The organism is Nocardioides ureilyticus, from assembly GCF_051280745.1.
Lineage (GTDB): Bacteria > Actinomycetota > Actinomycetes > Propionibacteriales > Nocardioidaceae > Nocardioides.
The window spans coordinates 14,564-39,054 of the sequence record NZ_JBNCOG010000033.1; the positions used below are offsets into that span (position 1 = coordinate 14,564).

A 24,491-nucleotide genomic window follows, 5' to 3' on the forward strand; every position below is an offset into this window, starting at 1 on the left:
CGACTAGGGTCGCTCCCCATGAGCGCCATCGACGGGGTGTCGGAGATCTTCGACACCGATGCCTGGGACGTCGTCCCCGGCTTCGAGGACCTGACCGACCTGACCTACCACCGGGCCCGCGCCCACGGGACCGTGCGCGTCGCCTTCGACCGGCCCGACGTCCTCAACGCGTTCCGCCCGCACACCGTCGACGAGCTGCTCCGCGTGCTCGAGCACGCGCGGACGAGCAGCGACGTCGGCTGCGTGCTGCTCACCGGCAACGGGCCGAGCGGCAAGCACGGCAAGTGGGCGTTCTGCACCGGTGGCGACCAGCGGATCCGCGGCCGCGCCGGCTACCAGTACGCAGACGGCGAGACTGCTGAGACCGTGGACAAGGCCAAGCTCGGCCGGTTGCACATCCTGGAGGTGCAGCGGCTGATCCGGTTCATGCCGAAGATCGTCATCTGCGTGGTGCCGGGGTGGACGGCCGGCGGCGGCCACAGCCTCCACGTCGTGTGCGACCTGACCCTCGCCAGCGCCGAGGAGGCGCGGTTCAAGCAGACCGACGCCGACGTCGGCTCCTTCGACGGCGGGTTCGGGTCGGCGTACCTCGCCCGCCAGGTGGGGCAGAAGTTCGCGCGCGAGATCTTCTTCCTCGGGGCCGAGTACTCCGCCGAGGACGGCGTCCGGATGGGCACCGTCAACCGAGCCGTGCCGCACGCCGAGCTCGAGGCGACGGCGCTCGAGTGGGGCCGGATGGTCAACGGCAAGAGCCCGACGGCGCAGCGGATGCTGAAGTACTCCTTCAACGCCATCGACGACGGCCTCGTGGGTCAGCAGATCTTCGCCGGGGAGACGACCCGGCTGGCCTACATGACCGACGAGGCGCAGGAGGGCCGCGACCAGTTCCTGGAGAAGCGGGAGCCCGACTGGTCGCCGTTCCCCTGGTACTACTGAGCCGGCGACGACCGTGCGTGCCCCGATCCTCCTCGCGCTCGCGGTGGGCCTCGGCCTGCCGGTGGCCGGGTGCGCCGAGGACCGGGCGCTCAGCGCCGACCGGCTCGAGGACGAGGTCGCCGCGCTCTACCCCGCGGGAGACGCCGGCGCGCGCGTCCGGGTCCGGTGCGACGACGGGCTCGAGGCGTCCGAGGGCGCGACGAGCGACTGCCGGGTGGACGTCGGCGACGAGCGCGCCATGGTCCGGGCGACGGTCACGGCCAGCGGCGACGAGGGCCCGCGGTTCGAGGTGGTCCCGTTCGTGCCCGCCGAGCGGCTGGCCCGCGAGCTGCTCGGGATCCTCGTCGAGGAGGAGTACGTCGTCGGCGAGGTGCTCTGCCTCGGTGACCTGCTCGGCCGTCCCGACGAGTCGGTCACCTGCACCGCCGAGCCCCCCGCGGGTGGCCGACGGACGATCGTCGAGGCCGAGGTGGCGTCCGTGCGCGGCCTCGACGTGAGCGTGCGGTACCGCGGGGTGGAGTGACCCGGGTCCAGCAGCGCGGTCGAGTGGCCGGCCGAGTGGCGAGACCGCTCCCGCCGACCTGACAGACTCGCGTCCATGGAGCCGACGTTCGGGGTCCGACAGGCGGGTCGCGCGGTGGTCGCGGCATGAAGGTCGTGGTGCTCACGGGGGCGGGCATCTCCGCCGAGAGCGGGGTGCCGACCTTCCGCGACGCGAACGGGCTGTGGGAGGGCCACCGGGTCGAGGACGTCGCCACGCCCGAGGCGTACGACGCGCAGCCGCTCGTGGTGCACCGGTTCTACGACGCTCGCCGGGCCGCGCTGCAGGCCGTCGAGCCGAACCCCGCCCACCACGCGCTCGCCCGCCTCGAGGAGCACCTCGGCGACGACCTGCTGGTGGTCACCCAGAACATCGACGACCTCCACGAGCGTGCCGGGTCGAAGCGGGTGCTCCACATGCACGGCGAGCTGCTCTCCGCCGTGTGCCGCTCGTGCCGACGCCGCAGCCGGTGTGAGGGCGACCTCGGCCACCGCCCGCCGTGCCCGCTCTGCGGTGCGGCGGAGCTGCGGCCGGACGTGGTGTGGTTCGGCGAGATCCCGTACCAGATGGACCGGATCTACCTCGCGCTGGAGTCGGCCGACCTCTTCGTCTCGATCGGCACGTCCGGCGCGGTCTACCCGGCGGCCGGCTTCGTGCAGCAGGCCGCGACGTACGGCGCGCGGACGCTGGAGCTCAACCTCGAGGTCAGCGAGGTGACGACCCTCTTCGACGAGACCCGTCAGGGGCGCGCAGGCGACCTGGTGCCGGCCTGGGTGGAGGAGCTCACCCGCCGTTGACGGCCGTCGCGGCGATCCGTGACCGGATCAGCTCCTGCAGCCGAGGCAGCTCCTCGGCCAGGCCGATGCGGGGCGCGAAGTCGGAGAGGATGTCGACGAACATCTCTCCGCTCTCGATGATCCGCGGGTCCATGTGGCCGAAGACCTCGAGGGCGACCACGCCGTAGAGGCGGGTCCAGCCCTGCATGAAGACCCACAGCAGGCCGCGGTCCTCGGCCGCGAGGCGGTCGACCTCCGCCGGGATCAGGGGGTCCTCGACGGCCGCGCGCACGTCGGCCGGCAGCTCCTCCAGCGCCGGGACGGGGTAGCGACGCTCCTCCCACAGGGCCCGGAGCTGGCCGGTGAAGAGGTGGCCGGAGCTGGACAGGGTGAGTGCCTCGCGGCGCACGCACGCGGCGTCCGCGACGGGGTTGGCGAAGACCAGGCCGAACTCGCGGGGGTTCTCGAGGGCCCAGCGGCGGAACTCAGTGCACGCGACGACCAGTCGGCCGCCGAGGTCGTCGTCGGGGAGCTCGTCGGCGGCGGCGCGGAACCGGTCGGTCGCCGCCTTGTCCACCTCGAAGGCGACGAGGTCGACGAGCTCCTGGTAGCTCGCCACGTAGCGGTAGAGGGCCGGCGCGGTCATCCCCATGCCGGCGGCGACCGCACGAAGCGAGAGCTCGGCGCCGTCGGCCATGAGAGCGCGGGAGACGCGCACGATCTCGTCGTACGTGGCCTCGCGCTGGCGCTCGCGCCGGGTCGGCGTCTTCAGCGTTCCCATCCCGTGATCATGCCCTGTCAGTGGTCGAGGTGAAGCATTGACACGAGAGTTTACGCCGTTTACGGTTTACGCCGTTCACTGAAATGAAGCACCATCACGCCGCGCACCACCACACCGGGAGTCGTCATGATCGAGCGCTGGGGTTCCGTTGTCGCCCGCCGAGCCGTCGCCGTGCTGCTCGTCGCCGTGGCGCTCACGCTGGCGGCGGGCGCGTACGGCGCCGGCGTCTTCGGCTCGCTCTCCCAGGGCGGCTTCGACGACCCAGGGTCCGAGGCGGCGCGCGAGCTGCGGGCCGAGCGCGAGGCCTTCGGCAACCAGGGCGTCGACGTGGTGGCCATCTTCTCCGCGCCCGAGGGCGCCACGGTCGACGACCGGTCGTTCCGCGCGGAGCTCGGCGAGGTCCTGGACGCGGTCCCCGCGGGCACGACCTCGTCGGTGGTCAGCATGCTGGCCGTCGACGACCCCGCGCTGGTGAGCGAGGACCGCACCGCCACTCAGGTGCTGGTGTCCCTCGCCGGGGGGAGCCAGGACGAGTACCTCCGCCACTACGACGAGCTGGCCCCGGTGCTCCGCGACACCGACCTCGAGGTCGACCTGGCCGGCGCCTTCGCCGTGTACGACGACGTCAACGAGACGACCTCGAAGGACCTCAAGCGCGCCGAGCTGGTCTCGATGCCGATCGTCGTCCTGCTCGCGCTGCTGATCTTCGGCAGCCTCGTCGCGGCCCTCATGCCGGCGCTGGTGGGGCTGGTCGCCATGCTCGGCGCACTCGCGGTGGTCCGGGTGATCGCCGGGCTCACCGAGGTCTCGATCTTCTCGGTCAACGTCATCTCGCTGCTGGGCATCGGCCTGGCCATCGACTACGCCCTCTTCGTGGTCAGCCGGTTCCGTGAGGAGCTGGCGCTGCTGCCCGTCGACGACCCGCAGGCGTCGGCGACCGCCGTACGCCGGACGATGGCGACCGCCGGCCGCACCGTGCTCTTCTCCGGGCTCACCGTGGCGGCCGCGATGGCCAGCCTGCTGATCTTCCCGCAGGCCTTCCTGCGGAGCATGGGGTACGGCGGGATCGCCGCCGTGCTGGTCGCCATGCTCGCCGCGCTGACGATCCTGCCGGCCACGCTGCGCCTGCTCGGCCGGCGCGTCGACGCCGGCCGGCTGCCCTGGCGGCGGGGCCGCCCGGTCGAGGGCGACCACGGCCGCTGGGCCGCGCTGGCCCGCGGCGTGATGCGACGCCCGGTGGCCGTCATCGCGGTCACGACGGTGGTGCTGCTGGCGGTCGCCTCACCGTTCCTGGGGGCCCGGTGGGGCAGCGTCGACTACCGCGTCCTGCCCGACGAGGCGCCGTCGCACGTCGCCGCGGTCAAGGCCAACGAGCTCTTCGGGCCGGAGACCTCGACGGCCACGCTGCTGCTGGAGGGCGCCGACCAGGCCGACGTGGCGGCGTACGTCGCGGCGGTCGAGGACGTGCCCGGCGTGGCCGGCGTCCAGCCGGTGGCCGAGCGGGCCGGCACGACGCTGCTGCGGGCCAGCTGGGAGGGGAACAGCCAGACCGAGCGGTCCCAGCAGGTCGTCGAGGCGTTGCGCGAGGTCGACCCCCGGACCGGCACGGCCCTGGTCGGCGGCCTCACCGCCGACACCGTCGACCTGGTCGACTCGGTGGGCGACCGGCTGCCGTGGATGGGCCTGATCGTGGTGGCCGTGATGCTGGTGCTGCTCTTCGTCGCCTTCGGCTCGGTGGTCCTCCCGGTCAAGGCGGTGGTGATGAACATGCTGTCGATCACCGCGTCGTTCGGCGTGGTGACCTGGATCTTCAACGACGGCAACCTCTCGGGCCTGCTGGGCTTCACCCCTCAGGGCTACCTCGACGCCACCCAGCCGATCCTCATGCTGGCCATCCTCTTTGGGCTGTCCATGGACTACGAGGTCTTCCTCCTCTCCCGCGTCCGCGAGCAGTGGGACCGCACCGGCAGCCCTTCGACGAGCTCAGGACACCGCAATGACGTCGCGGTCGCGACGGGGGTGCAGAAGACCGGCCGGATCATCACCAGCGCCGCGCTCCTGCTGGGGGTCGTGATCGGCGCCTTCGGCTCCAGCGGCATCGTGTTCATGAAGATGCTCGGCATCGGCATGCTCGTCGCCCTGCTCATCGACGCGACGGTGGTGCGCGCGCTGCTGGTGCCCGCGACGATGAAGCTGCTCGGGCGGTGGAACTGGTGGGCGCCGGGGCCGCTCGCGCGGTGGTGGGAACGGCACGGCTTCCGCGAGGGACGCGAGCCCGGCGAGCCGCAGCCGGCCGGTGCCGTGCCCGAGCGCGCCCCGGCCCCGGTCTGAGACTCGGTGGGGAATGGCCCACCTGGCGGCCAATCCTGTCGCTTCTCGGCCATGGCATCGGCAGGGAAGCGTCAGCATCCCAGGTTTACTTGGGATGTTGACGCTCCCCCGTCATCCCAACAACGCGCCCACGTGCGCCGGCACCGACAGCGCGCCGCCGGGGACCAGCTCCACCCCGGTGGGGGTGGCGAAGAGGACCTCGGCGTCGGGGTCGACGGTGAGCGTGGCCGGCTCGTCGCCGAAGTTGACCACCATGAGCACGCCGCTGCGCTCCATCGTGAACAGCCGGGTCTCGTCGTCGGCGGTGCACGCCACTGAGCCGAACGACGGGTCGGTGAGCGCGGGGACCGAGCGACGCAGCGCGGCCAGCCGGCGGTAGACGTCGAGCAGCACGGCGTGCCGACCCGACGACGCCTCGGACCAGTCCAGCTTCGAGCGCTCGAAGGTGGCCGGGTCCTGCGGGTCGGGCACGACCGCGGGGTCCCAACCCATCTTCGCGAACTCCGCGATCCGGCCCTCCGCCGTCGCCTTGCCGAGCTCGGGCTCCGGGTGGGAGGTGAAGAACTGGAACGGCGTGGAGGCCGCCCACTCCTCGCCCTGGAAGAGCATCGGCGTGAACGGACCCGCCAGCGTCAGCATCGCCGCGCACGCCAGCTGGTCGTCGTCGAGCACCTCGGTGATCCGGTCGCCGACGGCCCGGTTGCCGATCTGGTCGTGGTTCTGCGAGCAGACCACGAGCCGCCAGGTCGGCACGGTCGCGGTGTCGATCGGCACCCCGTGCTCGCGCTCGCGGAAGGAGGAGTAGGTGCCGTTGTGGAAGAACCCCTCCTCGCAGACCTTCTTGAGCGCCGACAGCGGCTCGAAGTCGGCGTAGTAGCCGGTGGTCTCGCGGGTCAGCGCCACGTGGACGGCGTGGTGGAAGTCGTCGCTCCACTGCGCGTCGAGGCCGTAGCCGCCCGCCTCGCGGGGCGTGATCAGGTGCGGGTCGTTCAGGTCGGACTCGGCGATGAGGGTCAGCGGTCGGCGCAGGTGGGCCGAGAGCGCGGCGACCTCGATCGCCATCTCCTCGAGCAGGTGCACCTCCGAGGAGTCCTCGAGCGCGTGCACGGCGTCGAGCCGCAGCGCGTCGACGTGGTAGTCCTGCAGCCACATCCGCACGTTGTCGAGGATGTAGCGGCGGACCTCGGCCGATCCCTCGCCGTCGAGGTTCAGCAGGTCGCCCCAGGTGTTGCTGCCGCTCTTGAGGTACGGCCCGAAGAGCGGCAGGTAGTTCCCGCTGGGACCGAGGTGGTTGTAGACGACGTCCTGGACGACGCCGAGGCCCGCCTGGTGGCAGGCGTCGACGAACCGCTGGTAGGCCTCCGGCCCGCCGTACTGCTCGGCGACGGTGTGCCACAGCACGCCGTCGTACCCCCAGTTGTGGGTCCCGTTGAAGCCGTTGACTGGCAGCAGCTCGACCAGGTCGACGCCGATGTCGCGGAGGTGGTCCAGCCGCCCGATCGCGGCGTCCAGCGTCCCCTCGGGCGTGAACGTGCCGACGTGCAGCTCGTAGACCACCGACCCGGGCAGCTGCCGGCCGGTCCAGGCCTCGTCGCCCCAGTCGTACGCCGTGGGGTCGAAGGTCCGCGACAGCTCGTGCACACCGCCGGGCTGCCGGCGCGAGCGCGGGTCCGGTCGCGGGTCGTCGGAGTCGTCGACCAGGTAGCCGTAGTCGACGTGGTCGTGATCGGCGGCTGCCGGCAGCGGCTCGGCCGGCGTCCACCAGCCGTCCTCGCCGCGTGCCATCTCGATGATGGACCCGCCGACGTTGTCCCCGCAGAGGAGTCGCATCCGCGTCGGCTTCGGCGCCCAGACGTCGAACGGGCCGCGGGTGGGTCGGGGCATCAGTCCTCCTTGACGAGCAGGGCCACGGGGCAGCGGTCGAGCAGCTCGGCCAGCCGGTCCGTCGCCGGCCGGTCGGCCACGACGTCGTGCCAGCGGCCGGGGGGCAGGTCCAGCGTGGTGTCGCCCCAACCGCCGCGGGCGGCCAGCCCGACGGGGAGGCGGGTGACGACGGCGATCGCCCCGCCGCGGTCGTAGGCGAGCACGTGGTCGGTCGCCGACCCGTGCGCGCCGACCGGGGCGTAGGACGTGAACAGGTCGGCACGCTCCCGGCGCAGGGTCAGCGCCGCGTGCACGACCCGCAGCTTGGCGGTGCCCGGGTCGTCCAAGGCGCCGTCGAGCGCGGCCCCGAGCGACGGCGAAGTGTCGAGGAGGGCAGCGCGCCGGTCGAAGTCGACCGGTCGCCGGTTGTCGGGGTCGACCAGGGACTGCTCCCACAGCTCGCTGCCCTGGTAGACGTCCGGCACGCCGGGGATCGTGATCGCCAGCAGCTTCGCCGTCAGGGCGTTGACCCAGCCGGGACCGACGATCCGCGCGAGCAGGTCCTCGATCGTCGCGCGCACCTCGTCCCGGTCGAACGCCGCGTCGACGGCCGCGTGGACGGCCGCCTCGTAGGCCTCGTCCGGCTCGGTCCACGTGGTCCGGTCACCGGCTTCGCGCATCGCCTTCTCGGCGTACCCGTGCAGGCGGTCGCGCAGGTCCGGGTCCGTGGGCAGCCACGCGCCCAGGACCGCCTGCCACAGCAGCGAGGCGAAGCCCGGGTCGGGCAGCGGCACGAGCTCGAGCAGCCGGTTGAGGGTGCGCTCCCACTCACCAGGGACCTCCGCGAGGGCCGTGATCCGGGCCCGGACGTCCTCGCCCCGCTTGGTGTCGTGGGTGGAGAGCGTGGTCATCGCGTGCGGCCAGGTGGCTTGGCGCTCGGCCATCGCCTCGTGGAAGCCGGCCGGGTCGAGCGAGAAGACGCTGGGGTCGCCGCCGACCTCGTTGAGGGAGGTGAGGCGGGAGTACCGGTAGAAGGCGCAGTCCTCGACGCCCTTGGCCATCACCATGCCGCTCGTCTGCTGGAAGCGGCGGGCCGGCGGGGTCCACGGGTCGCTCAGGACCGGCAGCAGGACGTCGAACGTCGCCTCCAGGTCCGGCCGCTCGGCGCGAGCCCGCGCGAAGGCGTGCTCGAGGTGCTCCTGGCCCTCGGGCAGGTAGGAGCGGTAGACGGGGAAGCAGGCCAGCAGCTCGGCGACGGCGTCGACGACGCGGTCGGTGGAGGCGGCCGCGCGCTCCGCGGGGTCCCAGGAGTCGGGCAGCAGCCGGCGGACCTCGCGGGTGATCCGGCGGACCTCGCTGTTGAGGATCCCGTCGGCCACCTCCCGCTTGGTCCCGTGCACCATCCGCTCCCAGTCGACCGGGCCGCCGCGCAGCCGGGCCTCGAGCGCGTCCAGCGGGGCCTGGCCGGCCGGGTCGGTGAGCACCCGGTCGATGGAGGCGAGCGCGTCGTACCCGGTGGTGCCGGCCGTGGCCCAGGAGGTGGGCAGCTCCTCGCCGGGCTCCAGGATCTTCTCGACGAGGACGTAGGCGCCGCCCGTGAGGTCGGCGAGGTCGTCGAGGTACCGCTTGGGGTCCCGCAGGCCGTCGGGGTGGTCCACGCGCAGGCCGTCGACCAGTCCCTCGTCGAACCAGCGCCGCACCTCGACGTGGGACTCCGCGAAGACCTCGGGGTCCTCGACCCGGAGGGCCGCCAGGGTGTTGATCGCGAAGAAGCGGCGGTAGTTGAGCCCGTCGTCGGCGACCTGCCAGTGCACCAGCTCGTAGTGCTGCCGGTCGTGGACGTCGTTCGGGTCGTCCCCCTCGGTCCACGTCTCGGGGGCCACGGGGTAGGTGTTGTCGTGGTAGAGCAGCTCGGCGCCGTCGGGGGTGTCGACCACGCGCAGGTTGCGGATCCGCGTCCGCCCGTCGGGGAGCTCCTCGACGTCGTCGTCCCCGATGACGGGGATCCGGATCCGGCCGTCGCCGGCCGCCCACTCGATGTCGAAGGCCGTGGCGTGCTCGGAGGCCCGGCCGAGCTTGAGGACGTCCCACCACCAGGCGTCCTCCGAGGGCGTGGCGACGCCGACGTGGTTGGGGACGATGTCGACCAGGACGCCCATCCCGAGCCTCCGCGCCTCCGCGGAGAGCGCGGCCAGGCCTTCCTCGCCACCGCGGGCGGGGTCGATCCGGTCGTGGGCGACGACGTCGTACCCGTGGGTGCTGCCCGGCTCCGCCGCCAGCAGGGGGGAGAGGTAGACCCAGTCCACGCCGAGCGCGTGGAGGTACGGCAGGCGGCGCGCCGCCTCGAAGAGGTCGAACTCCTCGCTGATCTGGAGCCGGTAGGTGCTCACCGGCACCCGGGTCGTCTGCTCGGCGTGCTTCCCGGGCATCCTCACTCCTGCTCGACGAGCGCGGCCACCGACGCCGCGACCGAGTAGTCGACCTCCGCCTCCGGGGCGGAGTGCTGCTGCAGGACGACCAGGCTGTGGGCCTCCAGCTCCAAGGTCGAGCCGGGGGCCAGCGCGGTCGCGTCGCTCTCGAAGCCGGTGTCGAGGAAGACGTCCCACGCCTCGGCGTACTCGTCCGGCGGCAGCGTCACCTGGCACGCGCCTCCGGCGTTGAAGTAGAGCAGGAAGTGGTCGTCGGTGATCCGTTGGCCACGCTCGTCGAGCCCGGCGATGCCGTCCCCGTTGAGGTACATCCCGATGACCTGCAGGCCGTTGGTCCAGTCGCCGTCCTCCATGGGCCGGCCCTCGGGGTGCAGCCAGACGATGTCGTTGAGCCGCTCCCCGTCGCCGGCGCGCACCTCGGTGCCGGTGAAGAAGCGCTTGCGGCGGAACGTCGGGTGCTCCTTGCGCAGCCGCGAGATCGCGGCGGTGAACTCGATCAGTGCGTGGTCGGCGCGGTCCCAGTGCATCCAGGCGATCTCGGAGTCCTGGGCGTAGGTGTTGTTGTTGCCGTCCTGGGTCCGGCTCATCTCGTCGCCGTGGAGCAGCATGGGCACGCCCTGGCTCAGCAGCAGCGTGGCCAGGAAGTTGCGCTGTTCCCGGGCCCGCGCGGTGAGGATCTCCGGGTCGTCGGTGGGCCCCTCGGCGCCGTGGTTCCACGACCGGTTGTGGCTCTCGCCGTCGTTGTTGTCCTCGCCGTTGGCGTCGTTGTGCTTCTCGTTGTACGACACGAGGTCGCGCAGCGTGAAGCCGTCGTGGGCGGTGACGAAGTTGATGCTGGCGAACGGTCGACGGCCCGAGTGCTCGTAGAGGTCCGAGGAGCCCGCGAGGCGGCTGGCGAACTCCCCGAGGGACGGCTCGCCGCGCCAGAAGTCGCGGACGGTGTCGCGGTAGGCGCCGTTCCACTCCGTCCACTGCGGCGGGAAGCCGCCGACCTGGTAACCGCCCGGCCCGACGTCCCACGGCTCGGCGATCAGCTTCACCTGGCTGACCACCGGGTCCTGCTGCACGAGCTCGAAGAAGGTCGCGAGGCGGTCGACCTCGTAGAACTCGCGGGCGAGGGTGGAGGCGAGGTCGAAGCGGAAGCCGTCGACGTGCATCTCGGTGACCCAGTACCGCAGCGAGTCCATGATCAGCTGCAGCGAGTGCGGATGGCCGACGTTGAGGCTGTTGCCGGTGCCGGTGTAGTCCATGTAGTAGCGCTTGTCGTCGTCCACGAGGCGGTAGTACGCCTGGTTGTCGATGCCGCGGAACGACAGCGTCGGGCCGAGGTGGTTGCCCTCGGCGGTGTGGTTGTAGACCACGTCGAGGATGACCTCGATGCCCGCCGCGTGCATCGCCTTGACCATGCTCTTGAACTCCTGGACCTGCTGGCCCAGGGCCGCGGGGTCGCCGGCCGTGGCGGCGTACTCGTCGTGCGGTGCGAAGAAGCCGAGGGTGTTGTAGCCCCAGTAGTTGCGCAACCCCTTCTCCTGCAGGGTGCTGTCCTGGACGAACTGGTGGACCGGCATCAGCTCGATCGCGGTCACGCCCAGCTTCTGGAGGTGCTCGAGGACCGAGGGGTGCGCCAGGGCGGCGTAGGTCCCGCGCTGCTCCTCGGGGATCTCCGGGTGCAGCTGGGTCAGCCCCTTGACGTGCGCCTCGTAGATGAAGCTCTCGCTGTAGGGGATGTAGAGCTGCCGGTCACCCTCCCAGTCGAAGAACGGGTTGATCACGACGGCCTTGGTCATGTGGCGCGCGGAGTCGTCGTCGTTGCGGGAGTCCTCCTCGCCGAAGTTGTAGGCGAAGAGCGACTGGTCCCACCGGATCTCGCCGGCCGTGGCCTTGGCGTAGGGGTCGAGCAGCAGCTTGTTGGGGTTGCACCGCAGGCCCTCGGTCGGGTCCCAGGGCCCGTGGACGCGGTAGCCGTACCGCTGCCCGGGCTGCACCTGCGGCAGGTAGCAGTGCCAGACGTGGGCGTCGACCTCGGTCACCTCGATCCGGGTCTCCACGTCCTCGCCGTCGTCGCCGGTGTCGAACAGGCAGAGCTCGACCCGATCGGCGACCTCGCTGAACAGGGCGAAGTTGGTGCCACTGCCGTCGAAGGTGGCTCCGAGCGGGTAGGGGTGCCCGGGCCAGACCTCGAGGGCGGGCGCGGTGGTGGGATCGGTCAAAGCTCAGGCCTCCGTGACATCCAGCAGGAGTGCTACCGATACCCACGTGCGGCCGGCCGACACCACCGCGGGGGGAGCGTGGGGGCCGCCCGGCTCGGCCACGTGACGAGGCACACCGGCGACGATAGGGCTACCGGCGAGTAGGATCGGGCGCATGAAGCGCGACATCTACGACGAGGACCACGAGGCCTTCCGCGCCTCCGTACGTGAGTTCCTGGAGCGCTCGGTCGTCCCGCACGTCGAGGAGCACGCCGAGGCCAAGGCCATCCCGCGCGAGTTCTGGCTCGAGGCCGGCAAGCAGGGCTTCCTGGGGCTCGAGATCCCCGAGGAGTACGGCGGCGCAGGCGCCGGCGACTACCGGTTCAACGCGGTCATGGCCGAGGAGCTGTCAAAGGTCAACGCCGCGCTCGGCTCGTGCTGGGGCATCCATGCCGACATCACCGCGCCGTACCTCGTCGAGCTCGGCACCGAGGAGCAGAAGCAGCGCTGGCTGCCCGGCGTGGCCTCGGGCGAGATCCTGCTCGCGATCGGCATGACCGAGCCCTCCGGCGGCTCCGACCTCGCCGCGCTGAAGACCACCGCCGTCCGCGACGGCGACGACTGGGTCATCAACGGCTCGAAGACCTTCATCACCAACGGCTTCTCCGCCGACCTGGTCGTCACCGCGGTGCGCACCAGCCCGGAGAAGAAGGCCCGCGGCATCACGCTCTTCGCGATCCCGGCGACCGCGGAGGGCTTCAGCCGCGGCCGCAAGCTCGACAAGGTCGGGCAGCCCGAGTCCGACACCGCCGAGCTGTTCTTCGAGAACGTCCGGCTCTCCGACGACCACGTCGTCGGCGAGGTCGACATGGGCTTCATCCACATGATGCAGAAGCTCCCGCAGGAGCGGCTCGGCTGCGCGATCTCCAACCTCGCGCACGCCAAGCAGATCTTCGACGAGACGGTGGCCTACACCAAGGAGCGCACCGCGTTCGGCGCCCCGGTCGGCAGCTTCCAGCACAACAAGTTCCTCATGGCCGAGATCGACACCCAGCTCGACGTCAGCCAGGCGTTCGTCGACCGCTGCGTCGAGCTCCACGACGAGGGCGAGCTGTCGCCGGTCGACGCGGCCAAGGCCAAGCTGTGGACCTCCGACATCCAGAACCGGATCCTCGACCACTGCGTGCAGCTGCACGGCGGCTACGGCTTCATGAACGAGTACCGCGTGGCCCGCGCCTGGCGCGACGCCCGGGTGTCGCGGATCTGGGCCGGCTCCAACGAGATCATGAAGGAGCTCATCGGCCGCGACCTCGGTCTCTGACCGGGGCCGCCCGTGCGGATGTTCGCGGCCCTGGTGCCGCCCGACCACGCCGTCGAGGACCTCGAGGAGTTCCTCGAGCCGCGGCGCGACGCCGGGCGGAGCCAGGGCGGGTTCCGGTGGGCGGGGGCCGACCAGGTCCACCTGACCCTCGCGTTCTACGCCGACGTGCCGGTGCGGGCGCTCGACGACCTGGTCGAGCGGCTCGGCCGCGCGGCGGCGCGGCGCACGCCGTTCGAGGTGCGGGTGACCGGCGGCGGCGCGTTCCCGGACGTCGCCCGGGCGCGGGTGTTGTGGGCGGGGCTCGGCCTCGACGAGGCGGGGGCGACCGAGCTGGACCGGCTCGCCACCGGCTGCCGCTCGGCGGCCGTCAAGGCCGGCGTGGCCGTCGACGGGCAGCGGTTCCGCCCGCACCTCACCGTGGCCCGGCTCGGGCGCCCGGCCGAGGTCACCCGCTGGGTGCGCCTCCTGGACTCCTACGCCGGGCCGGCGTGGACCGCCGACCGGGTCGCTCTGGTCGAGTCCCACCTCGGCCAGGGGCCGCGGGGCCGGCCGCGCTACGACGTGGTCGAGGAGCTGCCGCTCGGCTGACCCGCGCGGCCGGCGGTCCTGGCTGTCCCTAGCCGGCCACGCCGTAGAGCCGGTCGCCGGCGTCGCCGAGGCCGGGCACGATGTAGCCCTTGTCGTTCAACCGCTCGTCGAGCGCGGCGGTGACGACGGTGACGGGCACGTCGAGGCCCTCGAGCTCCCGCTCGAGCCGCTCGCAGCCCTCGGGCGCGGCGAGCAGGCAGAGCGCGGTGATGTGGTCGGCACCGCGGTCGGTGAGGAACCGGATCGCCGCGGCGAGGGTGCCGCCGGTGGCGAGCATCGGGTCGAGGATGTAGCACTGCCGGCCCGACAGGTCCGCGGGCAGCCGCTCGGCGTACGTCGAGGCCTCGAGGGTGTCCTCGTTGCGGACCATCCCGACGAAGCCGACCTCGGCGGTCGGGAGCAGCCGCATCATCCCGTCGAGCATGCCGAGGCCCGCGCGCAGGATCGGCACCACCAGCGGCTTGGGGGAGGCGAGCGTGACGCCGGTGGTCGGGGCGACAGGCGTCCGGATGTCGAGGTCCTCCACGCGCACGTCGCGGGTGGCCTCGTAGGCCAGCAGGGTGACCAGCTCGTCGGTCAGGTGCCGGAACGTCGGAGAGTCGGTCTGCACGTCGCGGAGCACGGTCAGCTTGTGGGCGACGAGCGGGTGGTCCACGACGTGGGTGCGCATGCCGGAACTCTAGAGGCCGCCTCGACGCCCGGCTCACCGCAGCCTCGACCGCAGCCTCGACCGCGGGCTCCGCCGTAAGGGGGTTGGCCGGGGGCCGTCGCTCTGCCACTCTGGACGGGCTCGGTTCCCCGCCCGGCCGGAGGAGGATGCCATGCCCGACCACGACGACGACGTCGACTTCGCGCTGGCGGCCTACCGCGAGGAGGGCGTGTGGACGGTCGCGGAGATCACCCACGACCACCTGGACGACGTGGCGACGCTCGCGGGCGCGCTGCGGCGCTTCCCCGGCGACGCCGGGGCGGTGGGGCTGGTGGCGGTGGACGAGGACTTCTTCGTCGTGGTCCGGGTCGCCGGGGCGAGCACGCGGGTGCTGCTCTCCGACGTCACCGCGGCCGACGAGTGGGAGCTGGCCGCCTCGGCCCTCGAGCACCTGCACCTGCCGATGCCGGACGACGAGGACGACCAGGTGCCCGCCGGTGACCTCGACGTCTTCGCCGACCTGGGCGTCTCCGCGATGGAGCTCGGGGTGCTGCTGGACGACGACGACCTCTACCCCGACGAGGTGCTCTCGGAAGTCTCGCGGCGGCTCGGCTTCGGCGAGCTCTTCGACGACGCGGTGGGGCTCACCTCGGCGTGACCGTGACGGATCGCTGGCGGGAGCCGATGCTCACCGCCCTCGCCGAGGCGCGCGCCGCGCTGGCCACGGGTGACGTACCCATCGGTGCCGTGGTGCTGGGCCCGGACGGCTCTGCCCTGGGGCTCGGCCGGAACGTGCGCGAGGCCGAGGCTGACCCGACCGGCCACGCGGAGGTGGTGGCGCTGCGCGCAGCGGCGCGCGCCCGAGGGGAGTGGCGGCTCGACGGCTGCACGCTCGTGGTGACCCTCGAGCCGTGCACGATGTGCGCCGGCGCCGCGGTGCTGGCCCGGGTCGAGCGGATCGTCCTCGGCGCGTGGGACGAGAAGGGCGGCGCGGTCGGCAGCCTGTGGGACGTCGTGCGCGACCGCCGGCTCAACCACCGGCCGGAGGTGGTGGCCGGCGTCCTCGCCGACGAGTCGGCCGAGCTGCTCGAGGACTTCTTCCGCCGGCACCGCTGACGCCGCTGCCCTGCCGAAGTTCTGCGGCAACCCTGCCGCGGCCGAGGCGATTTCCGGGGCTCCGCGTCGCTCCGGTACATTCTCCGGCGGTGGCGTGTCCGAGCGGCCTAAGGAGAACGCCTCGAAAGCGTTTGTGGGTGCAAGCCCACCGAGGGTTCAAATCCCTCCGCCACCGCCGTGTGATGTCCCAGGGCATGGGGGCTCCCGGATCCACGACTGTGGGTCCGGGAGCTGTCATTTCGGGGACCTACCATCACGGGCATGGACAACTTCGGCGTCTTCGCGAACTCGGTGCTCGTGCTCGCGATCATCTTCGTCGTGGTAACCCTGCTCGCCCTGGCGCTGTGGCTGTGGGCGCTCGTCGACGCGCTGCGCTTCACCGAGCAGGAGTGGGAGGCCGCCGGTCAGAGCCGGAACCTCTGGCTGGTCCTGCTGGTCGGGGCGCTCCTCGCGGGCATCCCGTTCGTCGCGGCGCTGGTCTACCTCTTCTGGCCCCGCCCGGCCCTGAAGCGAGCCCGGCAGGGCTGATCGACGCGCACGCTGGTCCGGTCAGGACGTCGGGCGCTGCTCGGGGGTCGTCGTGGGCGGGGGCGCGCCCAGCTCCGCGGCGAGGCTCGCCGCGCAGCGCGCCACGTAGCTGCCCATCTCCTCCAGGCGGTCGCCGAGTCGTGACCGGGGCGCGCTGATGTTGACGGCCGCGACGATGTCCCCCGAGGCGTCGCGGACGGGCGCTGAGGCAGCCACCACGCCGTCCTCCAGCTCCGCGTCGGAGGTGGCGTACCCGCGGGCCCGGATGCGGGCGAGCTCGGCGTGCAGCGACTCGAGGTCGCGGACGAGGAGCCGACCCGGCTCGGGGTCGGTCAGCAGAGAGAACATCCCGGGGTCCGGCGATTCCTGGGGGCTGACCAGCGCGGCGTCGTGCCCGTGGGCGGCGTACCAGGTGTCCACGGAGCTGCGGTCCCAGTCGCTGAGCAGGACCCGCCCCGACGGTGTCCGCCAGGCCGCGGTCGTCGTGCCGGCCCAGTTGTTCGTCCCGACGACCTGCGAGCTCAGCTCGCTGTGCAGGGTCAGGACGTTCCCGCCTCGAAGCGCGCACAGGTGCGTGGTCTCGCGGGTGCGCGCTGCCATCTGCCGCAGGAGCGGCCGCGCCCGCTGGACGAGATGAGCCTCCCGGGTGCGGGCGGCAAGCGCGTACAGCCGTGGGCCGAGCCGGTAGGTCGACCGCTCCGGGTCCCGATCCAGCAGCCCGGCGTCGGCGAGGGTTGCCAACGCGCGGGAGACCGCGGCCTTGTCGCGGCCGAGCAGCTCGGCGACCTGCAGCACCCGGAGACCTCCCTCGCGCTCGACCTCGGGCGCGCCCAGCACGTCGAGGATCTCGACGTCGCGGGCGAGCCCGGAGGAGTTCCTGCGGCCTGGCGCGGATCCTCGGGAGGCTCTTGACGGCGCGTCCATGACGGCACCCTAGACCGCCGTTGCCATATTCACAACGCCTGTTGTGCGCAGTGAGCCGCGACTGCCAGGGTCGCGGCACGGCGTGTGAAGCACGTCACGGACCAGGAGAAGGGGAGGGCGACAATGCTGCGAACGACGACCGGCTGGCTCGCCACCGCGGACGCCTTCCGCGGTCTCGACGGCTTGGGGACGTTCCTCGACCGGCGGTCGGACGACCTCACCGAGATGCTCGTCGACCACCTGGTGGTCGTCGCCCTCTCCGTGGGCATCGCGACGGCGGTCAGCATCGGGATCGGCCTGCTCGTGTGGGACCGGCCGGTGGGCCGGGCCGTCGCCGTCACCTCGAGCGCCGTCGTGCTGACCGTCCCCTCCCTTGCCCTGCTCGCGATCCTCAGTCCGCTCTTCGGGCTCGGCTGGGGACCGACGGTGACGGCGCTGGTGCTCTACTCGATGCTGCCCATCGTCCGGAACACGGTCGTCGGTCTCCGCGAGGTACCGGCCCATGTGCTCGAGTCCGCCCGCGGGATGGGAATGACGCGCGGCCGGGTCCTGGTACGCATCCAGCTGCCCATGGCCTGGCCGGTGATCCTGACCGGCATCCGCGTCGCCAGTCAGCTGGCCATCGGCATAGCCGCCATCGGCGCGTACGTCGCCGGCCCGGGCCTGGGCCAGTACATCTTCAAGGGCCTCTCGTCGCTCGGGTCCGTCAACGCGCTCAACTACGCGCTGACCGGCACCGCCGGCGTCGTGCTCCTCGCGCTCGCGGTCGACGCCCTCTTCATCCTCATCACCCGCCTCACGACACCGAGGGGTCTCCGTGCCTGACCAGAGCACCAGCCTGTTCCCGTCCTCCGCCGCGACTCGCGGCGGCGTGAGCATCGAGCTCGACGGCGTGACCAAGACCTATCCCGGCCAGTCGACGCACGCGGTCGAGAACTTCTCGATGAAGATCCACCCCGGGGAGCTGATCATGCTCGTCGGCCCCAGCGGCTGCGGGAAGACGACCACCATGAAGATGGTCAACCGCATCATCGAGCCGACGTCCGGCTCGATCCGCATCGACGGCGAGGACATCCTGAGCCTCTCGCCCGACGAGCTGCGTCGGCACATCGGCTACGTCATCCAGCAGATCGGCCTCTTCCCGCACATGACCATCGCGGAGAACGTCGCGACGGTGCCCCGGCTGCTCAAGTGGTCCAAGCAGCGGATCGCCGCGCGGGTGGAGGAGCTCCTCGAGACGGTCCAGCTCGACCCCGCCGTCTTCGCCGACCGCTATCCCCGCCAGCTGTCCGGCGGCCAGCAGCAGCGGGCGGGTGTGGCGCGCGCGCTGGCCGCGGACCCGCCGGTGATGCTCATGGACGAGCCGTTCGGCGCCACCGACCCCATCACGCGCGAGAAGCTGCAGTCGGAGTTCCTCAGGCTCCAGGCCGAGATCGGGAAGACGATCATCTTCGTCACCCACGACTTCGACGAGGCCGTCCGGCTGGGCGACCGGATCGCCGTCCTCAGTGAGCGGAGCCGGATCGAGCAGTTCGACACCCCGGGTGCCATCCTCGCGGCGCCGGCCAACGACTACGTCGCCTCGTTCATCGGCTCCGGCGCCGCGCTGAAGCGGCTCGCCCTCCTCCCGGTCGGCGCGGCGGCCCTCGCGCCCGTCGACGGCGCGCCGGGCCGGCCGACGATCCGGACGACGGCGTCACTGCGCGATGCGCTCGACCTGCTGGTGGTGACCGGCGCCGACGCGGTCGTGGTCGCCGACGACCAGGGGCGCCACCTCGGTCGGCTCCGGCACGCGGACATCTCCGCCGCCCTCGCCGGCCCCTCCCGCCACCGGGGCACGGCATGACGGCCCAGAGCGGCGCTGGCACGGCCGCGCACGTCGAGGCCGGGACCGCGGTCGCGGGCGGCCTCGGTGCCACACGTCGTACCAACGCCCTGAGGTTGCTCGTCGCCCCGGGCCTGGTGCTCCTCGCCGGCGCGGCCCTGTTCGGGTGGGTGCGCAGCCTGGAGCTCGACTCCATCGAGCGGCGCACGATCAACACCGACTACCTGCTCGACCGGGTCTGGGAGCACCTGCTGCTGTCGTTCGCCGCCGCTGCCCTCGTGGCCGTGCTCGCCATCCCTGTCGGGATCCTCGTGCACCGGGCCAGCTCACGGGTCCTGCGGGCGGTGGTCCTCGGCCTGGCCAACGTCGGGCAGGCGACCCCCGCCGTCGGCGTGGTCATCCTGCTGGCGATCGTCTGGCAGACCGGGTTCACGACGGCGCTGGTGGCCCTGGTGGCCTACTCGTTCCTCCCGGTGCTGCGCAACACGCTCACCGGCCTGGCCGAGGTCGATGCCCCTACCTGCGAGGCGGCCCGCGGGATGGGCATGACGAGGTGGCAGGTGCTGCGCAAGATCGAGTTGCCGCTGGCCTCTCCGGTGATATTGGCCGGGCTCCGGACCTCCCTCGTCTTCGCGGTCGGTGTCGCCACCATCGCGACCTTCATCAACGCCGGTGGCCTCGGCGACATGATCGTCAACGGATTGAAGCTCCAGCGCTATCCGGTGCTCATCGTGGGCTCCGCCCTCGTGGCGGCGATCGCCATCCTCATCGACTGGCTCGCCGGGCTGGTCGAGGAGTACGCCCGACCGCGGGGGCTGTGAGCTCTCGCCCATCCGGCCCTCCGGCGCGACGCGCTACCCGCGCCTCTCCGTCAGCAGCTCCACCTGCTCGGGCAGCCACTCCACCCACCACCCGTAAGGAAGCTCCATGAACAAGAGCATCGCCCCTGTCCTGCTCGGCGTGAGCCTGCTCGCGCTGACCTCCGCCTGCGGCGGCGACTCCTCCGGCTCCAGCGGCAGCGGGGAGCTGGACGGACTCACCGGGACCATCGGCTCCAAGGACTTCTCCGAGCAGTACATCCTCGCCCACATCACCGGCGAGCTGCTCAACGAGAACGGTGCCGACGTCGACGTCAACACGCAGCTGGTCGGATCCGCCAACGTGCGCGACGCCCTCGAGAACGGTGACTTCACCGGCTACTGGGAGTACACCGGCACGTCCTGGATCACCTACAACAAGGAGACCGAGCCGATCACCGACCCCGAGGAGCAGTTCGAGGCGGTCAAGGAGGCCGACGCCGAGCAGGGGATCGCCTGGCTGGAGCCGGCTCCGTTCAACAACACCTACGCCTTCGCCATCCGGGCGGACAAGGCTGCGGAGCTGGGCGTCGAGACGCTCAGCGACGTCGCGGCGCTGCCCGCCAGCGAGCAGACCTTCTGCATCGAGAGCGAGTTCAGCACCCGCGACGACGGATGGCCGGGCTTGAAGGAGGCCTACGGGTTCGACGTCACCGACGACAGCGTCACGATGCTTGACACCGGCGTCATCTACACCGCGACCGCTGAGGGAGACGACTGCAACTTCGGTGAGGTCTTCGCGACCGACGGTCGCATCCAGGCGCTCGACCTGAAGGTGATGGAGGACGACCAGAGCTTCTTCCCGGTCTACCAGGGCGCCTTCTCCCTCGACGCCGAGACGCTGGAAGAGCACCCCGAGATCGCCGACGTCATCGCCGAGGTCTCGCCCCTGCTCACCACGGAGAAGATGCAGGAGCTCAACGCCCGAGCCGACGTCGACGGCGAGGACCCCGAGGACATCGCGATCGACTTCCTCATCGAGGAGGGACTCATCGATGGGTGAGCCCGCGTACGCCGTCGGCGAGTCGTTCATCGGCTCCGGCGCCAACGCCGCGCACGTCAACACGGTGCTCGGCCGGCGGGGCGGGCCGGTCGGCACCGCGTGGGCCACCGCGCTCGCCACGCCCAGCCCGGGCCACGTCCCGTTCATGGCGGTCCTGCAGCCGGGTCTCCCCGTCGACCCGCCGACGCTCTTCGTCACCAAGGCAGCCCCGGCCGGGGACGAGCACGGCCGGATGATTTGGGGCCCCGCCCAGGCCGGCGTGGCCGGCGGTGTGGCCGACGCGGTCGCGGAGGACCTGCTCGCCGGCATCGACCTCGACGACGCCGTCCTGATCGTCGCGGTGTGGGTGAACCCCGCCGCCGACGACGCGGACGAGGTCTACCGCAACAACCGGGCCGCCACCCGCACGGCGCTCGCCAACGGCGCCCGCGGCCTGCCCAGCGCCGAGGACGTGCTCGCCGTTCGCGGTGCCGTCCACAACCCGTTCTACACACCACCAGACGCCGGCCCCGACCGGCCCACCGCGTGAGGACTCACCACATGCCGCACACCAACCCGCCCCGGGTCGGCTTCATCGGTCTCGGGAGCATGGGCTCCGGGATGACCCGGAACCTGCTGCGTGCCGGATTCCCGCTGGTCGTCCACGACGTCAGGGCGGAAGTCCTGGAGGAGTACGCCGCTCTCGGCGCAGAGCTCGCGGACTCGCCGGCGGACCTCGCGTCGCGCTCTGACGTGGTCATCACGATGCTGCCCACGCCGGCCGTCGTGAGCGAAGTGCTGACGGGGCCGGACGGCGTGCTCGCGGGCCTCGCCGAGGGCGCCACCTGGATCGACATGTCCACGTCCGTGCCGGCGGTCGCCGAGGACGTGCGCCGCCGGGTCGCCGGCCGGGGCATCTCGGTCATCGACGCACCGGTGAGCGGCATGGCGGTCGGCGCCGCGTCCGGCCGGCTGCAGATCTTCGTCGGCGGTGACGACGCTGAGGTCGAGCGCTGGCGCCCGGTCCTCGAGGCGATGGGCGATCCCGAGCGCATCCTGCACGTCGGTCCGCACGGTGCCGGCTACGCCGTGAAGCTGCTGATCAACCAGCTTTGGTTCTCCCACCTGGTCGCGACGGCCGAGGTGCTCGCGGTGGGGGTGCGGGCCGGGGTCGACCTCGGCGTCCTCCGCAGCGCGCTGATCGCCAGCCCCGCGAACAGCAACTTCTTGGAGCACGACGTCCTCTCCGTCCTCGAGCACGGCGACTACGACGAGGGCTTCGCCATCGCGCTCGCCTGCAAGGACCTCGGTCTCTCGACCGACCTCGCCGCAGCCGTCGGGATGCCGGTCGAGGTGTCGGCCCTGGTCGAGCAGGTCTACCGCCGGGCCCGTGCGTCGTACGGCGACCGCGCCGGCGAGATGACACCGTTCCAGCTGTACGAGGAGCTGGTCGGGCACCCGCTCCGGCTCGGGGCCACCGCATGAGCGCCCCGACCGACGAAGCCCTGCTGGCGGGGGTGCCGACCGGACTCCACGTCGACGGCGCCTGGCGCGACGCGGAGGGCGGCCGCCGGTTCGAGGTCACCGATCCCGCGACCGGGGACGGCCTCGCCTCGGTCGCCGACGCCTCACCGGCCGACGGCCTCGCAGCGCTGGCAGCGGCCGAGCGGGCGCAGGAGGAGTGGGCCCGGACGCCGGCCCGGGCGCGAGGGGAGATCCTGCGCCGGGGCTTCGAGGCCGTCACGGCGCGCTCGGAGGAGTTCGCGCGGCTGATCACGATGGAGATGGGCAAGCCGCTCGCCGAGAGCCGGGCGGAGGTCGCCTACGGCGCGGAGTTCCTCCGCTGGTTCAGCGAGGAGGCGCCTCGGGTGGCGGGCCGCTACGCCACCGCGCCGGACGGCGCCAACCGGCTCATGGTGCAGAAGCGACCGGTCGGTCCGTGCCTGCTCATCACGCCGTGGAACTTCCCGATCGCGATGGCCACCCGCAAGGTGGCCCCGGCGGTGGCCGCCGGCTGCACCGTGGTGCTCAAACCTGCCGACCTCACGCCGCTCACCTCGTTGCTGCTGACCCAGGTCCTTGTCGACGCGGGGCTGCCGCCGGGTGTGCTGAACGTCGTCACGACGACCGACCCCGCGGCGCTCAGCGGTCCGCTGCTGAGCGACCACCGGCTCCGCAAGCTCTCCTTCACCGGGTCCACGCCCGTGGGGCGTCGGCTGATGGCGGCAGCGGCCGAGCGGGTCCTCAAGGTGTCGATGGAGCTCGGCGGCAATGCGCCGTTCCTCGTCTGCGAGGACGCCGACGTCGATGCCGCCGTCGAGGGGGCCGTCGTGGCGAAGATGCGCAACGGCGGCGAGGCCTGCGTCGCGGCGAACCGGATCCTGGTCCACCGGTCTGTCGCGGAGGAGTTCACCGAGAAGCTCACCGCCCGGCTCAGCGGCTTCGTCACCGGACCGGGCAGCGAGCCGGCCACCACGCTCGGGCCGCTCATCGACGAGCGCTCCCGCCGCAAGGTCGCCGGCCTCGTCGACGACGCAGTGTCGGCCGGCGCCAGGGTCCTCACGGGCGGCCGGGTGCCGGAAGGGCCTGGCTACTTCTACCCACCTACGGTGCTGACCGACGTCCGCGCCGACATGGCGATCGTCCAGCAGGAGATCTTCGGTCCGGTGGCCCCGGTCCTCGTCTTCGATGACGAGCACGAGGCGGTCCGCAGCGCGAACAGCTCGGAGTTCGGGCTGGTGTCGTTCGTGTTCACCCGTGACCTCGATCGGGCGCTCCGGCTTTCCGAACGACTGGAGTCGGGGATGGTCGGCATCAACACGGGCGTCGTGTCGAACCCCGCCGCACCCTTCGGGGGCGTCAAGGCCTCCGGGCTCGGGCGCGAGGGGGGTGTGGAGGGGATCGAGGAGTACCTCGAGACCGTCTACGTCGGCATCCGGGACCCCTTCGCCACGGAGAGGGGGCGGTGATGGACGAGCCGCTGGACCACCAGCAGCCGCCGACCGCCCAGGCGGAGCAGGCTCCGGGGGCGGTCGACGCCTTCAGCCTGGAGGTTTTCTCGCTCGCCGGGAAGCGCGCGATCGTCACCGGCGGGAACACCGGCCTCGGCCACGCCTTCTCGGTGGCTCTCGCCAGTGCTGGCGCGGACGTCTTCGTGCCCAGCATCGCCAAGGACGACGGCGTCACCGCGCGGGCGGTGACGGGCCACGGCCGCCGCTACGTGGCCATGCAGGCCGACCTCACTCGTCCCGGTGTGCCGAAGCAGGTCGTGTCCCGCTGCGTCGAGGAGCTGGGGGGGCTCGACATCCTGGTGAACTCCGCCGGGATCTGCCTGCTCGCCGACGTCGCGGACTTCGACCGCACGCAGTGGGACCCGATGGTCGCGGTGAACCTGACGGCCGCGTTCGAGATCGCCCACGCCGCGAGCGCCGAGATGGTGCGGCAGGAGGGCGGCAAGATCGTGAACATCGCCTCGCTGTTCTCCTTCCTCGGCGGTCAGCAGTCCCCGGCGTACGCCGCGACCAAGGCGGGCATCGTCGGGTTCACCAAGGCCTACTGCGACGAGCTCGCCCGGCACCACGTCCAGGTCAACGCCATCGCCCCCGGCTACTTCGCCACGGAGATCACGACGGCGACCCGGAGCGACCTCGACGCCAACCGCCGCATCGTCGAGCACATCCCGGCCGGGCGGTGGGGTGACCCCGCCGACCTCATGGGCGCGCTCGTCTTCCTCGCCTCCTCCGCCTCCGACTACGTCAACGGGCATGTGCTCGTCGTCGACGGTGGCTACCTCGTCCGCTGACCCTCCGGGCAGCCGCAACCACGAAGGAGACCCCATGGTCGCCTCCCGATCCA

The 24,491-nt window shown here is 72.0% G+C and carries 23 protein-coding genes and 1 tRNA gene; 18 read left to right on the top strand and 6 right to left on the bottom strand.

The genetic code is table 11. The features are described 5' to 3' along the window. Nucleotides 1-18 precede the first annotated feature (18 nt). The 3 genes from ACSMHG_RS16030 (at nucleotide 19) to ACSMHG_RS16040 (ending at nucleotide 2,274) form a co-directional block, all read left to right on the top strand. Nucleotides 19-936: a 1,4-dihydroxy-2-naphthoyl-CoA synthase gene (locus ACSMHG_RS16030; RefSeq protein ID WP_435746906.1), complete on the top strand. Its 918-nt coding sequence runs from the start codon at nucleotides 19-21 to the stop codon at nucleotides 934-936. Nucleotides 937-949: 13 nt separating this feature from the next. Further along, complete coding sequence (locus ACSMHG_RS16035) at nucleotides 950-1,459, top strand: DUF4333 domain-containing protein (RefSeq protein WP_435746908.1); 510 nt, start codon at nucleotides 950-952, stop codon at nucleotides 1,457-1,459. Between the two features lie 125 nt (nucleotides 1,460-1,584). Continuing rightward, entirely contained in the window at nucleotides 1,585-2,274 is a 690-nt protein-coding gene (locus ACSMHG_RS16040; protein ID WP_435746910.1) for an NAD-dependent deacylase, read from the top strand. On the opposite strand, the gene ACSMHG_RS16045 is transcribed toward ACSMHG_RS16040, so the two are convergent. Further along, nucleotides 2,261-3,034 (bottom strand): TetR/AcrR family transcriptional regulator, encoded by a 774-nt coding sequence (locus tag ACSMHG_RS16045; protein ID WP_435746912.1) that lies wholly within the window; start codon nucleotides 3,032-3,034, stop codon nucleotides 2,261-2,263. The genes ACSMHG_RS16040 and ACSMHG_RS16045 overlap by 14 nt on opposite strands. Before the next feature lie 126 nt (nucleotides 3,035-3,160). Between ACSMHG_RS16045 and ACSMHG_RS16050 the strand changes: the two genes are divergently transcribed. After that, the gene (locus ACSMHG_RS16050) at nucleotides 3,161-5,365 is read left to right on the top strand and encodes an MMPL family transporter (RefSeq protein ID WP_435746914.1); all 2,205 of its coding nucleotides are present in this window, start codon (nucleotides 3,161-3,163) and stop codon (nucleotides 5,363-5,365) included. A 111-nt stretch (nucleotides 5,366-5,476) separates the two neighbouring features. Here the strand turns inward: ACSMHG_RS16050 and treZ are convergent, their stop codons facing one another. The 3 genes from treZ to glgX are packed head-to-tail and all read right to left on the bottom strand — an operon-like array spanning nucleotide 5,477 to nucleotide 11,867. Further along, entirely contained in the window at nucleotides 5,477-7,249 is a 1,773-nt protein-coding gene (gene treZ / locus ACSMHG_RS16055; RefSeq protein WP_435746916.1) for a malto-oligosyltrehalose trehalohydrolase, read from the bottom strand. Then, nucleotides 7,249-9,657: a malto-oligosyltrehalose synthase gene (gene treY, locus ACSMHG_RS16060; RefSeq protein ID WP_435746918.1), complete on the bottom strand. Its 2,409-nt coding sequence runs from the start codon at nucleotides 9,655-9,657 to the stop codon at nucleotides 7,249-7,251. Before treY ends, treZ begins: the two co-directional genes overlap by 1 nt. A gap of 2 nt (nucleotides 9,658-9,659) precedes the next feature. Then, on the bottom strand, nucleotides 9,660-11,867 hold the full coding sequence (gene glgX / locus ACSMHG_RS16065) for a glycogen debranching protein GlgX (protein ID WP_435746920.1): 2,208 nt from the start codon (nucleotides 11,865-11,867) through the stop codon (nucleotides 9,660-9,662). 154 nt (nucleotides 11,868-12,021) lie between these two features. On the opposite strand from glgX, the gene ACSMHG_RS16070 reads away from it, so the two are divergent. Further along, nucleotides 12,022-13,167 (top strand): acyl-CoA dehydrogenase family protein, encoded by a 1,146-nt coding sequence (locus ACSMHG_RS16070; protein WP_435746922.1) that lies wholly within the window; start codon nucleotides 12,022-12,024, stop codon nucleotides 13,165-13,167. A gap of 18 nt (nucleotides 13,168-13,185) precedes the next feature. Beyond that, entirely contained in the window at nucleotides 13,186-13,755 is a 570-nt protein-coding gene (gene thpR / locus ACSMHG_RS16075) for an RNA 2',3'-cyclic phosphodiesterase (protein ID WP_435746949.1), read from the top strand. 28 nt (nucleotides 13,756-13,783) lie between these two features. Here the strand turns inward: thpR and upp are convergent, their stop codons facing one another. Continuing rightward, nucleotides 13,784-14,425, bottom strand: a complete 642-nt coding sequence (gene upp, locus ACSMHG_RS16080) for a uracil phosphoribosyltransferase (protein WP_435746924.1) — start codon at nucleotides 14,423-14,425, stop codon at nucleotides 13,784-13,786. A 151-nt stretch (nucleotides 14,426-14,576) separates the two neighbouring features. On the opposite strand from upp, the gene ACSMHG_RS16085 reads away from it, so the two are divergent. The 4 genes from ACSMHG_RS16085 (at nucleotide 14,577) to ACSMHG_RS16100 (ending at nucleotide 16,048) form a co-directional block, all read left to right on the top strand. Then, nucleotides 14,577-15,062 carry a tRNA adenosine deaminase-associated protein gene (locus tag ACSMHG_RS16085; RefSeq protein WP_435746926.1) on the top strand — a complete coding sequence of 162 codons (486 nt, stop codon included), beginning with the start codon at nucleotides 14,577-14,579 and terminating at the stop codon, nucleotides 15,060-15,062. Nucleotides 15,063-15,088: 26 nt separating this feature from the next. Beyond that, nucleotides 15,089-15,520 (top strand): nucleoside deaminase, encoded by a 432-nt coding sequence (locus ACSMHG_RS16090; protein WP_435746952.1) that lies wholly within the window; start codon nucleotides 15,089-15,091, stop codon nucleotides 15,518-15,520. Between the two features lie 88 nt (nucleotides 15,521-15,608). After that, nucleotides 15,609-15,695, top strand: a tRNA-Ser gene (locus ACSMHG_RS16095). An 86-nt stretch (nucleotides 15,696-15,781) separates the two neighbouring features. Next, nucleotides 15,782-16,048, top strand: coding sequence for a DUF2516 family protein (locus tag ACSMHG_RS16100; protein ID WP_435746928.1), 267 nt, complete (start codon nucleotides 15,782-15,784; stop codon nucleotides 16,046-16,048). A gap of 21 nt (nucleotides 16,049-16,069) precedes the next feature. On the opposite strand, the gene ACSMHG_RS16105 is transcribed toward ACSMHG_RS16100, so the two are convergent. Further along, nucleotides 16,070-16,972, bottom strand: a complete 903-nt coding sequence (locus ACSMHG_RS16105) for an IclR family transcriptional regulator (RefSeq protein ID WP_435746930.1) — start codon at nucleotides 16,970-16,972, stop codon at nucleotides 16,070-16,072. Nucleotides 16,973-17,095: 123 nt separating this feature from the next. Between ACSMHG_RS16105 and ACSMHG_RS16110 the strand changes: the two genes are divergently transcribed. The 8 genes from ACSMHG_RS16110 (at nucleotide 17,096) to ACSMHG_RS16145 (ending at nucleotide 24,438) form a co-directional block, all read left to right on the top strand. Next, the gene (locus tag ACSMHG_RS16110) at nucleotides 17,096-17,797 is read left to right on the top strand and encodes an ABC transporter permease (RefSeq protein WP_435746932.1); all 702 of its coding nucleotides are present in this window, start codon (nucleotides 17,096-17,098) and stop codon (nucleotides 17,795-17,797) included. Next, complete coding sequence (locus ACSMHG_RS16115; protein ID WP_435746934.1) at nucleotides 17,790-18,818, top strand: ABC transporter ATP-binding protein; 1,029 nt, start codon at nucleotides 17,790-17,792, stop codon at nucleotides 18,816-18,818. The genes ACSMHG_RS16110 and ACSMHG_RS16115 overlap by 8 nt, the downstream gene beginning before the upstream one ends. Further along, entirely contained in the window at nucleotides 18,815-19,618 is an 804-nt protein-coding gene (locus ACSMHG_RS16120) for an ABC transporter permease (RefSeq protein WP_435746936.1), read from the top strand. Before ACSMHG_RS16115 ends, ACSMHG_RS16120 begins: the two co-directional genes overlap by 4 nt. 106 nt (nucleotides 19,619-19,724) lie before the next feature. Further along, entirely contained in the window at nucleotides 19,725-20,657 is a 933-nt protein-coding gene (locus ACSMHG_RS16125) for a glycine betaine ABC transporter substrate-binding protein (protein ID WP_435746938.1), read from the top strand. Beyond that, on the top strand, nucleotides 20,650-21,186 hold the full coding sequence (gene fae, locus ACSMHG_RS16130; protein WP_435746940.1) for a formaldehyde-activating enzyme: 537 nt from the start codon (nucleotides 20,650-20,652) through the stop codon (nucleotides 21,184-21,186). The genes ACSMHG_RS16125 and fae overlap by 8 nt, the downstream gene beginning before the upstream one ends. Before the next feature lie 11 nt (nucleotides 21,187-21,197). Then, nucleotides 21,198-22,121, top strand: a complete 924-nt coding sequence (locus ACSMHG_RS16135) for an NAD(P)-dependent oxidoreductase (RefSeq protein WP_435746942.1) — start codon at nucleotides 21,198-21,200, stop codon at nucleotides 22,119-22,121. Beyond that, the gene (locus tag ACSMHG_RS16140) at nucleotides 22,118-23,605 is read left to right on the top strand and encodes an NAD-dependent succinate-semialdehyde dehydrogenase (protein ID WP_435746945.1); all 1,488 of its coding nucleotides are present in this window, start codon (nucleotides 22,118-22,120) and stop codon (nucleotides 23,603-23,605) included. The genes ACSMHG_RS16135 and ACSMHG_RS16140 overlap by 4 nt, the downstream gene beginning before the upstream one ends. After that, nucleotides 23,605-24,438 carry an SDR family oxidoreductase gene (locus ACSMHG_RS16145; RefSeq protein ID WP_435746947.1) on the top strand — a complete coding sequence of 278 codons (834 nt, stop codon included), beginning with the start codon at nucleotides 23,605-23,607 and terminating at the stop codon, nucleotides 24,436-24,438. The genes ACSMHG_RS16140 and ACSMHG_RS16145 overlap by 1 nt, the downstream gene beginning before the upstream one ends. Nucleotides 24,439-24,491: the final 53 nt, after the last annotated feature.